The organism is Streptomyces sp. NPDC051051 (genome assembly GCF_040682975.1).
In the GTDB taxonomy this organism is placed as follows: domain Bacteria; phylum Actinomycetota; class Actinomycetes; order Streptomycetales; family Streptomycetaceae; genus Streptomyces.
This window is the reverse complement of record NZ_JBFBCB010000017.1, coordinates 122,237-135,330: the sequence shown is the minus strand read 5'-3', so window position 1 is coordinate 135,330 and position 13,094 is coordinate 122,237. Positions and strand designations below refer to the sequence as shown.

The window sequence follows — 13,094 nt, the reverse complement described above, 5'->3', positions numbered from 1 at the left end:
CCCCGATACTGGTTGTATCGGGGCGACCCCGACAACGCGGCGAGCGTGCGTGCCAGGCGTCGCCGGGCAGACGGGACTTTCGAAACACGCCCTAGTGGGCTGCCGACTCCCAGTCGGGGCCAGCGCCCACCGAGACGTCCAGGGGGGCCCTGAGGTGGACCGCGCCGGCCATTTCCCGGCGGACCAGTTCCTCCACGGCCGGCCGCTCGCCGGGGGCGATCTCCAGGACGATTTCGTCGTGGACCTGGAGGAGCATGCGGGACTTCAGCTCCGCCTCGCGCAGGGCCCCGTCCACCTTCAGCATGGCGATCTTGACGATGTCCGCCGCCGTGCCCTGGATCGGTGCGTTGAGGGCCATGCGCTCGGCCGCCTCGCGGCGCTGGCGGTTGTCGCTGTTGAGGTCGGGGAGGTAGCGGCGACGCCCGAAGAGCGTCGCCGTGTAGCCCGTCGCCCGGGCCTCCTCGACCGCCCGGCGCAGGTAGTCCCGCACCCCGCCGAACCGCTCGAAGTAGGCGTCCATCAGGGCGCGGGCCTCCCCCGCGTCGATGTTCAGCTGCTGGGACAGCCCGAACGCCGACAGGCCGTACGCCAGGCCGTACGACATCGCCTTGATCTTGCGGCGCATCTCCGCGTCCACGGCGTCCCGCTCGACGCTGAAGACCTGGGAGGCGGCCGTGGTGTGCAGGTCCTCGCCGGAGGTGAACGCCTCGATGAGGCCCTCGTCCTCGGAGAGGTGGGCCATCACCCGCAGTTCGATCTGGCTGTAGTCGGCCGTCATCAGGGACTCGAAGCCCTCGCCGACGACGAACCCGCGCCGGATCGCCCGGCCCTCGTCCGTGCGGACCGGGATGTTCTGGAGGTTGGGGTCCGTGGACGACAGGCGGCCGGTCGCGGCGACCGTCTGGTTGAAGGTGGTGTGGATGCGGCCGTCGGCGGCGATCGCCTTGATCAGGCCCTCGACGGTGACGCGGAGCTTGGCCTGCTCACGGTGGCGGAGCATGATCACCGGGAGTTCGTTGTCCGTCTGGGCGGCGAGCCAGGCCAACGCGTCGGCGTCCGTGGTGTAACCGGTCTTGGTCTTCTTCGTCTTCGGCAGCCCCAGCTCTCCGAAGAGGACCTCCTGGAGCTGCTTGGGCGAGCCGAGGTTGAACTCGTGCCCGGCGGCGGCGTGCGCCTCCTTCACCGCCTGCTGGACGGCCCCCGCGAACATCTGCTCCATGGCCTCCAGGTGCGCCCGGTCGGCGGCGATGCCGTGCCGCTCCAGGCGGGCGAGGAGGGTGGAGGTGGGCAGCTCCATGTCCTGGAGGAGGTCAGCCGCGCCGACCTCCTCCAGCCGGCCGCGGAAGGCCTCGCCGAGGTCGAGGATCGCGAGGGCCTGCACCATCAGCGCCTCGGCCTCGGCGCCCTCGTCCGCGCCGAAGGCGAGCTGGCCGTCGGCCGCGGCGGGCGGGGCCAGCTCCCGGCCCAGGTACTCCAGCGACAGCGCCTCCAGGTCGAAGGAGCGGCGGCCCGGCTTGACGAGGTAGGCGGCCAGGGCGGTGTCCATGGAGACGCCGGCGACGCTCCAGCCGTGCTCGGCGAAGACGCGCATGGCGCCCTTGGCGTTGTGCAGGACCTTGGGGCGGTCCTCGGCCGCCAGCCAGGCGGCCCAGGTGTTCTCGTCGGTCTCGTCCAGCTCGGACGGGTCGAACCAGGCGGCGGGTCCGTCCGCCGCGGCGAGCGCGACCTCCGCGACCGCCCCGGTGCCCAGCGCCCAGGTGTCGACGGTGGCCACACCGAGGGGCGCGGCGCCGTGCTCGGTGAGCCAGGCGGTCAGCTCGCCCGTGCCCAGCACCGTGCCGTCCAGTGCCACGCCGGGTGCGACGGCCGGGCTCGTCCCGGCTTCCCGGTCGCCCGGGTCGACGGCGAGCAGCCGTTCGCGCAGCGACGGGTTCCGGATCTCCAGGGTGTCCAGGATCATCGCGACGGCCGTACGGTCGTACGGGGCGCGTTCGAGGTCGAGGACGGTGCCGGGCAGCTCGACGGTGCGGACCATCTCCGTCAGGCGGCGGTTGAGCTTGACGGCCTCCAGGTGGTCGCGGAGGTTCTGCCCGGCCTTGCCCTTGACCTCGTCGACCCGCTCGACCAGTTCCGCGAACGAACCGAACTGGTTGATCCATTTCGCGGCGGTCTTCTCGCCGACGCCCGGGATGCCCGGGAGGTTGTCGGACGGGTCGCCGCGCAGGGCCGCGAAGTCGGGGTACTGGGCGGGCGTCAACCCGTACTTCTCGAAGACCTTCTCCGGGGTGAAGCGGGTCAGTTCGGAGACGCCCTTCGTGGGATAGAGCACCGTGGTGTGCTCGCTGACGAGCTGGAAGGAGTCGCGGTCGCCCGTGACGATCAGCACCTCGAAGCCCTCGGCCTCGGCCCGGGTGGCCAGCGTGGCGATCACGTCGTCGGCCTCGAAGCCGTCGACCGCGAACCGTGAGACGTGCATCGCGTCGAGCAGCTCGCCGATCAGCTCGACCTGGCCCTTGAACTCGTCCGGGGTCTTGGAACGGTTGGCCTTGTACTCGGTGAACTCCTCGGAGCGCCAGGTCTTGCGGGAGACGTCGAACGCCACCGCGAAGTGCGTGGGCGCCTCGTCACGCAAGGTGTTCGCCAGCATCGACGCGAAGCCGTAGATCGCGTTCGTCGGCTGGCCGGTCGCGGTGGTGAAGTTCTCCGCGGGCAGCGCGAAGAACGCGCGGTAGGCCAGCGAGTGCCCGTCCATGAGCATCAGGCGGGGCCGGCCGGCGCCGGAGGTGTTCTCGGTCGTCTTCGATGCTGTTTCTGCCACGCCCCCGATCCTGCCACGCCCCACCGACACTCCGGCCCACGCGTGCCTCCGGCGGCCCGGGGCGCGGCCGCAGCCCCCTTCCCCTGCCACCGCGGCCCCGCGACCATCGCTCCCGCACCCCGCCCGCCCGCACACCCGCCCCGTCGGTGTCGCGTGCAAGGATCGGTGGGAGTGGTCACCCGTGTCAGTGAAGGAGCGCCGCGATGGCAACGAAGCCGCCCAAGGCCGACCCGGTTCAGGACGCGCCGCAGGTCGCCGAGCCGCAGCACGCGGCGGCGGGGCTGCCGGCCATCGGTCACACCCTGCGGGTCGCCCAGCAGCAGATGGGGGTGAGGCGGACCGCGCTGACGCTGCTGCGCGTCAACCAGAAGGACGGTTTCGACTGTCCGGGCTGCGCCTGGCCGGAGCCGGACCACCGGCACGCGGCGGAGTTCTGCGAGAACGGCGCGAAGGCGGTCGCCGAGGAGGCCACCCTGCGCCGGGTCACCCCGGAGTTCTTCGCCGCGCACCCGGTCGCCGACCTGGCGGACCGGAGCGGCTACTGGCTGGGCCAGCAGGGCCGGCTCACGCACCCGATGTACCTGCCCGAGGGCGGCGAGCGCTACGAGCCGGTCTCCTGGGAGCGGGCCTTCGGCATCGTCGCCGAGGAGATGGCGGCCCTGGCCTCCCCCGACGAGGCCGTGTTCTACACCTCGGGACGCACGAGCAACGAGGCCGCGTTCCTCTACCAGCTGTTCGCGCGCGAGTGGGGCACCAACAACCTTCCCGACTGCTCCAACATGTGCCACGAGTCGTCCGGTTCGGCTCTCGTGGAGACGATCGGCATCGGCAAGGGCAGCGTCCTGCTCGAGGACCTGTACCAGGCCGACCTGATCATCGTCGCCGGTCAGAACCCGGGCACCAACCATCCGCGGATGCTCTCCGCCCTGGAGAAGGCCAAGGCGAACGGCGCGCGGATCGTGAGCGTGAACCCGCTGCCCGAGGCCGGCCTGGAGCGCTTCAAGAACCCGCAGACCGCGCAGGGCATGCTCAAGGGCGCCGCCCTGACCGATCTGTTCCTCCAGATCCGCCTCGGCGGCGACCAGGCCCTGTTCCGCCTCCTCAACAAGCTGATCCTCGAGACGGAGGGCGCGGTCGACGAGCGTTTCGTCGCCGAGCACACCCACGGCTACGAGGAGTTCGCCGCGGCCGCCCGCGAGGCGGACTGGGACGGGACGCTCGCCGCGACCGGGCTCACGCGCGCGGAGATCGAGGAGGCCCTGCACATGGTGCTGGCCTCGGAGCGCGTCATCGTGTGCTGGGCGATGGGCCTCACCCAGCACAAGCACTCCGTGCCGACCATCCGCGAGGTGGTCAACTTCCTGCTGCTGCGCGGCAACATCGGGCGTCCGGGCGCGGGCGTCTGCCCGGTGCGCGGCCATTCGAACGTGCAGGGCGACCGCACCATGGGCATCTTCGAGCGCCCGGCCCCGGCCTTCCTGGACGCCCTGGAGCGGGAGTTCGGCTTCGCGCCGCCGCGCGAGCACGGCTTCGACGTCGTACGGGCCATCCGGGCGCTGCGGGACGGCGAGGCGAAGGTCTTCTTCGCCATGGGCGGCAACTTCGTGTCCGCCTCCCCCGACACGGAGGTCACCGAGGCGGCGATGCGGCGGGCCCGGCTGACGGTGCACGTGTCGACGAAGCTCAACCGCTCGCACGTCGTCACGGGCGCGCGTGCCCTGATCCTGCCGACGCTCGGCCGTACCGAGCGCGACGTGCAGGGCGGCGGCGAGCAGTTCGTGACCGTCGAGGACTCCATGGGCATGGTGCACGCCTCCCGCGGGCGGCTGGCACCCGCGAGCGCGCGGCTGCTGTCCGAGCCGGCCATCGTGTGCCGGCTGGCGCGCCGGGTGCTGGGCGAGGACAGCCGGGTGCCGTGGGAGGAGTTCGAGAAGGACTACGCGACGATCCGGGACCGCATCGCGCGCGTGATCCCCGGTTTCGAGGACTTCAACGCGCGCGTCGCCCGCCCCGGCGGCTTCGCGCTGCCGCACGCCCCGCGCGACGAGCGCCGCTTCCCCACGGCCACCGGCAAGGCCAACTTCACGGCCGCGCCGGTGGAGTTCCCCGAGCTGCCCGCGGGCCGTCTCCTGCTGCAGACGCTGCGCTCGCACGACCAGTACAACACCACCGTCTACGGGCTGGACGACCGTTACCGGGGCATCACGAACGGCCGCCGGGTGGTCCTGGTCAACCCCGAGGACGTCCGGGCGCTCGGCCTCGCCGACGGCTCCTACGTGGACCTGGTGAGCGAGTGGCGGGACGGGGTGGAGCGGCGGGCGCCCGGCTTCCGGGTGGTGTCCTACCCGACGGCGCGGGGCTGCGCGGCGGCGTACTACCCGGAGACCAACGTCCTGGTACCGCTGGACGCCACCGCGGACACGAGCAACACCCCGGCCAGCAAGTCCGTCGTCGTCCGTCTGGAACAATCGGCGACCGACTGAGCGTTTGCTCAGCCGACACGGTCCCCGTACCGGTCACGACACGGGTCACGACGAACGGAGCAGGTCCCGATGGGCGAGCAGCAGCACGTGAAGTTCCCGCAGGAGGTCGTCGACGAGTACGCGGCGCTCGGCATAGACCTGGGCGCCCTCTTCTCCGCCGGGCACCTGGGCACCCGCATGGGCGTGCAGATCGTCGAGGCGTCCGCCGAGCGGGTCGTCGGCACGATGCCCGTCGAGGGCAACACCCAGCCGTACGGACTGCTGCACGGCGGTGCCTCCGCGGTGCTGGCGGAGACCCTCGGTTCGGTCGGCGCCATGCTGCACGGCGGCAGCTCCAAGATCGCCGTCGGTGTCGACCTCAACTGCACCCACCACCGTGGCGCCCGCTCCGGCCTGGTCACCGGCGTGGCCACGCCCGTGCACCGGGGCCGGTCCACGGCGACGTACGAGATCGTGATCAGCGACGAGGCGGACAAGCGGGTGTGCACGGCGCGGCTGACGTGCCTGCTGCGAGACCTGAACCCCGGGGACGCCGCGCCCGCGGCCGGCTGACCGCACCGGCGTTCCTCCCCTCCCCCGGCCCTCTCCGCCCGTTGCCCGCTGCCGCCTCCGCGGCCTAGCGTCGGGGGATGGCGACGGGAGGGCCCCTTCGGCCGGGGGCGGCACGACGGACCGCGACGGCAGGACGAACCGAACCGGCACAGCGAACCGGATCGGCACGACCACCCGCGGCATGCCGGCCGGAGCCGGGGCGGCGCCCCGGGACGCTCCGACGGTCCGCCGCCGCACGCCGCCCCGGGGCGGCGCGGTGGCTCGGGGCGGTCCTCGGCGCGGGCGTGCTGGCGACGGCCTGCGCCGGTCCCGGCGCCGCCGGGGCGCGGGCCACCCCGGCGCCTTCCGCGACTCCGCCCGAGGTGCTGTGCGCCCGGATCGTCGCCCACTGGTCGCGCGAGGTGCTGGACGGCGGCGGCTACGGGGACTACCAGTCGATGGGCCTCTCGGGCGGCCAGTACGAGATCCTGCGGTCGGTCGTGGACGCCGCGCGAGCCGCGAAGGAACGCGAAGGTGCCCGCGCCGCCGACGAGTTGATCGGCCGTCAGGCGCGCGAGGACTGTGTCGCCCGGTACCGCTCCGGTACCCCGGACGGGGGTCCGTGGCGGTGAGCGGCGGAGTCGGCCCCGTCGAGCCGGGTGAGGGCACGCGCGCGTGGGAGGCCGAGGATGGCCGGGGGGCGGGCACCTCGCGCCTCCGGCCGGCCCTGTTCCCCGGGCGTCACCGCCGGGCCGTGCTCGGGGCGCTGACGGCCCTCGCCCTCCTGGCCGGCGGCGGTCTGCTCTGGGCGACCCGGCCGCAGGAGCGCCAACGGGCCGTCCCGGCACCGCCGTTCCCGTCCCAGGTCGTGGACCTCGCGTACCTGGGGCCGCTCGCGGTGCCACCGGGCACCCGGCCGCGGACGTTCGCGCTGGAGGTGCTGCTCAGCGTGGAGTCGGGTCCGCCGGTCACGACGACGCGGCTGGCGCAGCCGTACGCCGGCATCTTCCTGACGTCGACGCCGCGTTCACCTTTCCGCACAAAAGCGGGTTCCGCCCGCAAGATCGTCATCACGATGCATGTGACGGATTGCGGAAATGTACCGAGGGATGCCGGACTGCCTTTCCTGGACGTAACTCTGCGTAATGCGCGCGCAATGCAGGACCACAGTTTCATCCTCGGCTCCCGGTACGCGCGGGACCTCTCCCAGGCCCTACAAGTCGCCTGTAGCAACGAATCTTCGTAATCACCAAAACGGCTGAGACGCCTGAAACCATCAGGGTCCGTCCTGCGGATTCTCAGCATGCAGACAGGGCGAATCGGCCTGAATTCCACGGTTCCACCCTCTGAGTACCGCTCTGCATTACCTCGTGTCATAACAAGAGAGTCACAGCATGGGCCAGAGCCTCCTCCGCGTTACCTTCACCCGTTTAGAGTCACGGCCAGTCACCGCGCAGCTGGAATACCCCTTCGGCCCCAGCGCTCGACTCGGCCTCTTCCAGGGGGGAGGGCCGCCCAGGGAAAGGACTGGAACGTGCGTCAACGTTCGCTTATCGCCATCACCGCTGCGCTGTCCGCGGGAGCACTCACCCTCACTGCCTGCGGCTCGCGCGACAGCGACGACAAGGGCTCCGACAGCGGCGGCGGCACCACCGTCACCATCGGCGTCGACGCCCCGCTGACCGGCGACCTGTCCGCGCTGGGCCTCGGCATCAAGAACTCCGTCGACCTGGCCGCCAAGACGGCCAACAAGAAGAAGTACGTCGACGGCGTCACCTTCAAGATCGAGGCGCTCGACGACCAGGCGCAGCCGTCCTCGGGCCAGCAGAACGCCACCAAGCTGGTCGCCGACAAGTCCGTCCTCGGCGTGGTCGGCCCGCTGAACTCCTCCGTCGCCGAGTCGATGCAGAAGGTCTTCGACGACGCCAAGCTGGTCGAGGTCTCCCCGGCCAACACCAACCCGGCGCTGACCCAGGGCACCGACTGGCAGAACTCCAAGAAGCGCGTCTACAACTCGTACTTCCGCACCGCGACCACGGACGCCGTCCAGGGCCCGTTCGCCGCCCAGTACCTGTTCAACGACGCCAAGAAGAAGAAGGTCTTCGTCATCGACGACAAGAAGACCTACGGCGCCGGCCTGGCCGCCACCTTCACCAAGGAGTTCCAGAAGCTCGGCGGCGCGGTCGCGGGCACCGAGCACATCAACCCGGACAGCAAGGACTTCTCGGCCATCGCCACGAAGGTCAAGAACTCCGGCGCCGACGTCGTCTACTACGGCGGCGAGTACCCGCAGGCCGGCCCGCTGAGCAAGCAGATCAAGGCCGCCGGCGCCAAGATCCCCGTGGTCGGCGGCGACGGCATCTACAGCGCCGACTTCATCAAGCTGGCCGGCGCCACCGCCGCCGGTGACCTGGCCACCTCGGTCGGCGCGCCGGTCGAGGAGCTGCCCTCCGCCAAGGAGTTCGTGGCCAACTACAAGGCCGAGGGCTACAAGGAGGCCTTCGAGGCCTACGGCGGCTACTCCTACGACTCGGCCTGGGCGATCATCGAAGCCGTGAAGAAGGTCGTCGACGACAACGACGGCAAGCTCCCGGACGACGCCCGCGCCAAGGTCACGGCCGCCATGCAGAACGTCTCCTTCGACGGTGTGACCGGCAAGGTCTCCTTCGACGAGTTCGGTGACGCCACCAACAAGCAGCTCACCGTGTACGCCGTCGAGAACGGTGCCTGGAAGTCGGTGAAGTCCGGCACCTACACCGGCTGACCCACCCGCATCACCGAGCCGCGCGGGGCGCTGTTCCACTGGCGCCCCGCGCGGACCCACATCCGGACACATCCGTCGAAAACATCCGAACGTCTCGGAGGACATGCGGTGAACGAACTGCCGCAGCAGCTGGTCAACGGCCTGCTACTGGGATCCATGTACGGGCTGGTCGCCATTGGCTACACAATGGTCTACGGCATCGTCCAGCTCATCAACTTCGCCCACGGCGAGATCTTCATGACGGGCGCCTTCGGGGCTCTCTCCGTCTACCTCTGGGTACTGCCCAACGGCACGACCATGTGGATAGCCCTGCCGCTCATGCTCATCGGCGCCATGCTGGTCGCCGCCCTCGTCGCCATCGGAGCGGAACGGTTCGCCTACCGCCCCCTGCGCGGCGCACCCCGGCTCGCCCCCCTCATCACCGCCATCGGCCTCTCCCTGGCCCTCCAGCAGGCGGTCTGGGCCTGGTACCCGGAAGCGAAGTCCGCCCGCACCTTCCCGCAGATCGAGGGCGGCCCCTTCCACATCGGTGGCATCACCATCCAGACCGGCGACGTCTTCCTGCTCGCCGCCGCCCCCATCAGCATGGCCGTCCTCGCCTACTTCGTCATGAAGACCCGCACCGGACGCGGCATGCAGGCCACCGCCCAGGACCCGGACACCGCCAAGCTCATGGGCGTCAACACCGACCGCATCATCGTGATCGCCTTCGCCCTCGGCGCGATCTTCGCCGCCGTCGGCGGTGTCGCCTACGGCCTGAAGTACGGCCAGATCGACTACCGCATGGGCTTCATCCTCGGCCTCAAGGCCTTCACCGCGGCGGTCCTCGGCGGCATCGGCAACATCTACGGCGCCATGATCGGCGGCGTCGTCCTCGGCATCGCCGAAACCCTGGCCACCGCCTACATCGCCGACATCCCCGGCATGGACAAGTTCGGCAGCCAGTCCTGGGCCGACGTCTGGGCCTTCGTACTTCTCATCCTCGTACTGCTGTTCAGGCCACAGGGCCTGCTCGGCGAACGCGTCGCGGACAGGGCGTGACACCGATGACCACACAGACCACCGCACCCGGGACCCCCAGCACCCCCGCCGCCGCGCCGGCCACCGGCCTCATCGGCATCCCGGAGCACCTCGGCCGTGCCCTCGCCACCGGCGGCGGCGCCCTCACCGTCGTCTCGACCTTCCTCGCCTGGACCTGGACGGCCGCCTTCCCCGGCGACCTCACCGTCTACGGCTACCCCGGCGGACTCCAGGTCCTCGCCCTCATCGGCGGCGCCCTCACCACCCTCTTCGGCCTGTCCTCCTACGGCGTGAAGGGCCTCGGCTGGCTCACCCCGGCCGGCGCCGACGGCGCGATCAAGTTCTCCGCCCTCGCTGCCTTCGCCACCGTCTGGTACACGGTCGTCGCGATCACCGTCGACCTCGGCGGCGTCGTCAACCTCGAGCCCGGCGGCTTCGTCGCCGCCCTCGCCACCCTGGTCGCCCTCCTCGGCGCCCTGGCCCTCCCCTTCGAGCGGCCGGCGCCCGAACCCCACGACCCGGACGACACCGGCTGGGAGCTGTTCCGCCACCGCCTGCGCGGCGGCCGGGACATCGCCAAGGCCGCCTTCGCCGGCGGCACCGCCCGCCCCGTCGGCGCCCTGCCCTCCTACGCCGAGATCCTCATCATCGTCGCCGTCCTCGGCCTCGGCCTCACCGTGTTCACCTACGGCATCGGCACCGAGTACGACGAACTCTTCATCGGCTTCCTGATCACCGCCGCCTTCGGCTTCGCCGCGCTCAACAAGGCGGGCCTGGTCGCCCAGGCCTCCCAGATCACCGCCCGGCACCAGAACATCACCATCTGCGGCGCCTTCGTCGCGGCCGCGATGTTCCCCTTCACCCAGACCGACGACCAGTACGCCACCGTCGGCGTCTACATCCTGATCTTCGGGACCGTCGCCCTCGGCCTCAACATCGTCGTCGGCCTCGCCGGCCTGCTCGACCTCGGATACGTCGCCTTCCTCGGTGTCGGCGCCTACGCCGCGGCCATGGTCTCCGGCTCCCCCAGCTCCCCCTTCGACGTGCACTTCCCGTTCTGGGCCGCCGTCCTGGTCGGCGCCGCCGCCTCGCTCGTCTTCGGCGTCCTCATCGGCGCCCCGACCCTGCGGCTGCGCGGCGACTACCTCGCCATCGTCACCCTCGGCTTCGGCGAGATCTTCCGCATCACCGCCAACAACCTCGACGGCACCTCCGGACCCGACGTCACCAACGGCTCCAACGGCATCTCCTCCATCCCGAACCTCAACATCCTCGGGTTCGACTTCGGGGCCGAGCACGCCGTCGCCGGATTCACCATCGGCCGGTTCGCCAACTACTTCTTCCTGATGCTCGTCATCACGGCGATCGTCGTCCTGGTCTTCCGGCGCAGCGGCGACTCCCGCATCGGACGCGCCTGGGTCGCCATCCGCGAGGACGAGACCGCCGCACTCGCCATGGGCATCAACGGCTTCCGCGTCAAACTGATCGCCTTCGCCGTCGGCGCCTCGCTCGCCGGACTCGCCGGCACCGTCCAGGCCCACGTCACCTACACCGTGACGCCCGAGCAGTACCTCTTCGCCGGTCCCATCCCGCCCAACTCGGCCTTCCTCCTCGCCGCCGTCGTCCTCGGCGGCATGGGCACCATCAGCGGACCCCTCATCGGCGCGGCACTGCTCTTCCTCATCCCCAACAAGCTCCAGTTCCTCGGCGACTACCAGCTCTTCGCCTTCGGCCTCGCGCTCATCCTCCTGATGCGCTTCCGCCCGGAGGGCCTCATCCCCAACCGGCGACGTCAGCTCGAGTTCCACGAGGACGCGGAAGCTCCCACCGTCCTGACGAAGGCAGGGGCCTGACCACCATGACCACCGACACCACCACCACGGTCGCCCCCACCGGCGAAAGGGTCCTCGACGCCCGCGGCGTCACCATGCGCTTCGGCGGCCTCACCGCCGTCCGCGACGTCGACCTGCACGTCAACGCCGGGGAGATCGTCGGTCTCATCGGCCCCAACGGCGCCGGCAAGACCACCTTCTTCAACTGCCTCACCGGCCTCTACATCCCCACCGAGGGCGAAGTCCGCTACAAGGGCACCGTCCTGCCGCCCAAGTCCTTCAAGGTCACGGCCGCCGGCATCGCCCGCACCTTCCAGAACATCCGTCTGTTCGCCAACATGACGGTCCTGGAGAACGTGCTCGTCGGCCGCCACACCCGCACCAAGGAAGGCTTCTGGTCCGCCGTCCTGCGCCTCCCCGGCTTCCACAAGGCGGAGGCCACCTCCCGCGCACGCGCCATGGAACTGCTCGAGTTCGTGGGCCTGGAGAAGAAGGCCGACCACCTCGCACGGAACCTGCCCTACGGCGAACAGCGCAAGCTGGAGATCGCCCGGGCCCTGGCCAGCGAGCCCGGCCTGCTGCTGCTCGACGAGCCCACGGCCGGCATGAACCCCCAGGAGACGCGGGCCACCGAGGAACTGGTCTTCGCCATCCGCGACCAGGGCATCGCCGTCCTCGTCATCGAGCACGACATGCGCTTCATCTTCAACCTCTGCGACCGCGTCGCCGTCCTCGTCCAGGGCGAGAAGCTCGTCGAGGGCGACAGCGCCACCGTGCAGGGCGACGACCGCGTCGTCGCCGCCTACCTCGGCGAGCCCTACGAGGACGCACCCGGCGCCGAGGAGATCGCCGAAGTCGAGGCCGCCGAAGCACAGGCCGAGACCACGACGGACGCCGCGCCCGGCAAGGAGAACGACCGATGACCGCACTGCTCGAAGTCGAGGACCTCCGGGTCGCCTACGGCAAGATCGAGGCCGTCAAGGGCATCTCGTTCAAGGTCGAGGCCGGCGAGGTCGTCACCCTCATCGGCACCAACGGCGCCGGCAAGACCACCACGCTGCGCACCCTGTCCGGGCTGCTCAAGCCGGTCGGCGGCCAGATCAGGTTCAACGGCAAGTCGCTGAAGAAGATCCCCGCCCACGACATCGTCTCGCTGGGACTGGCCCACTCCCCCGAGGGCCGGCACATCTTCCCCCGCATGACGATCGAGGACAACCTCCGCCTCGGCGCGTTCCTGCGCAACGACAAAGCGGGCATCGAGAAGGACATCCAGCGCGCCTACGACCTCTTCCCCATCCTGGGAGAGCGCCGCAAGCAGGCCGCGGGCACCCTCTCCGGCGGAGAGCAGCAGATGCTCGCCATGGGCCGCGCCCTCATGTCCCAGCCGAAGCTGCTCATGCTGGACGAACCGTCGATGGGCCTGTCCCCGATCATGATGCAGAAGATCATGGCGACCATCGCGGAACTGAAGTCCCAGGGCATGACCATCCTGCTCATCGAGCAGAATGCCCAGGCGGCGCTCTCGCTCGCCGACCACGGCCACGTCATGGAGATCGGCAAGATCGTGCTCTCGGGCACGGGCCGGGACCTCCTGCACGACGAGTCCGTCCGCAAGGCGTACCTCGGCGAGGACTGAGCCGACCCCG

Annotated in this window: 10 protein-coding genes; 9 read left to right on the top strand and 1 reads right to left on the bottom strand. The window is 70.6% G+C overall.

Annotated features, from left to right (window positions below; translation table 11 throughout):
• Positions 1-91: 91 nt before the first annotated feature.
• Complete coding sequence (gene polA / locus AB0N31_RS15700) at positions 92-2,818, bottom strand: DNA polymerase I (RefSeq protein ID WP_366058917.1); 2,727 nt, start codon at positions 2,816-2,818, stop codon at positions 92-94.
• A gap of 203 nt (positions 2,819-3,021) precedes the next feature.
• On the opposite strand from polA, the gene AB0N31_RS15695 reads away from it, so the two are divergent.
• The 9 genes from AB0N31_RS15695 to AB0N31_RS15655 all read left to right on the top strand — a co-directional run bounded on the left by AB0N31_RS15695 (position 3,022) and on the right by AB0N31_RS15655 (position 13,084).
• A complete protein-coding gene (locus AB0N31_RS15695) occupies positions 3,022-5,301 on the top strand; it encodes an FdhF/YdeP family oxidoreductase (protein ID WP_366058916.1) in 2,280 nt (759 codons plus the stop codon).
• A 69-nt stretch (positions 5,302-5,370) separates the two neighbouring features.
• Positions 5,371-5,853 carry a hotdog fold thioesterase gene (locus AB0N31_RS15690; protein ID WP_366058915.1) on the top strand — a complete coding sequence of 161 codons (483 nt, stop codon included), beginning with the start codon at positions 5,371-5,373 and terminating at the stop codon, positions 5,851-5,853.
• A 284-nt stretch (positions 5,854-6,137) separates the two neighbouring features.
• Positions 6,138-6,464: a hypothetical protein gene (locus AB0N31_RS15685; protein ID WP_366058914.1), complete on the top strand. Its 327-nt coding sequence runs from the start codon at positions 6,138-6,140 to the stop codon at positions 6,462-6,464.
• On the top strand, positions 6,461-7,078 hold the full coding sequence (locus tag AB0N31_RS15680) for a Tat pathway signal sequence domain protein (RefSeq protein WP_366058913.1): 618 nt from the start codon (positions 6,461-6,463) through the stop codon (positions 7,076-7,078). Before AB0N31_RS15685 ends, AB0N31_RS15680 begins: the two co-directional genes overlap by 4 nt.
• Positions 7,079-7,366: 288 nt before the next feature.
• Positions 7,367-8,596 carry a branched-chain amino acid ABC transporter substrate-binding protein gene (locus AB0N31_RS15675; RefSeq protein WP_366058912.1) on the top strand — a complete coding sequence of 410 codons (1,230 nt, stop codon included), beginning with the start codon at positions 7,367-7,369 and terminating at the stop codon, positions 8,594-8,596.
• Between the two features lie 108 nt (positions 8,597-8,704).
• Complete coding sequence (locus AB0N31_RS15670) at positions 8,705-9,637, top strand: branched-chain amino acid ABC transporter permease (protein ID WP_366058911.1); 933 nt, start codon at positions 8,705-8,707, stop codon at positions 9,635-9,637.
• 5 nt (positions 9,638-9,642) lie between these two features.
• Complete coding sequence (locus AB0N31_RS15665; protein WP_366058910.1) at positions 9,643-11,469, top strand: branched-chain amino acid ABC transporter permease; 1,827 nt, start codon at positions 9,643-9,645, stop codon at positions 11,467-11,469.
• 5 nt (positions 11,470-11,474) lie between these two features.
• Positions 11,475-12,371, top strand: a complete 897-nt coding sequence (locus AB0N31_RS15660; protein ID WP_366058909.1) for an ABC transporter ATP-binding protein — start codon at positions 11,475-11,477, stop codon at positions 12,369-12,371.
• The gene (locus AB0N31_RS15655; protein WP_366058908.1) at positions 12,368-13,084 is read left to right on the top strand and encodes an ABC transporter ATP-binding protein; all 717 of its coding nucleotides are present in this window, start codon (positions 12,368-12,370) and stop codon (positions 13,082-13,084) included. Before AB0N31_RS15660 ends, AB0N31_RS15655 begins: the two co-directional genes overlap by 4 nt.
• Positions 13,085-13,094 lie beyond the last annotated feature (10 nt).

Bases quoted from the DNA above. Each gene is read 5' to 3' on its own strand.
- AB0N31_RS15695 (WP_366058916.1), top strand. From the start codon at position 3,022: ATGGCAACGAAGCCGCCCAAGGCCGACCCGGTTCAGGACGCGCCGCAG.
- AB0N31_RS15690 (WP_366058915.1), top strand. From the start codon at position 5,371: ATGGGCGAGCAGCAGCACGTGAAGTTCCCGCAGGAGGTCGTCGACGAG.
- AB0N31_RS15665 (WP_366058910.1), top strand. From the start codon at position 9,643: ATGACCACACAGACCACCGCACCCGGGACCCCCAGCACCCCCGCCGCC.
- AB0N31_RS15660 (WP_366058909.1), top strand. From the start codon at position 11,475: ATGACCACCGACACCACCACCACGGTCGCCCCCACCGGCGAAAGGGTC.
- AB0N31_RS15655 (WP_366058908.1), top strand. From the start codon at position 12,368: ATGACCGCACTGCTCGAAGTCGAGGACCTCCGGGTCGCCTACGGCAAG.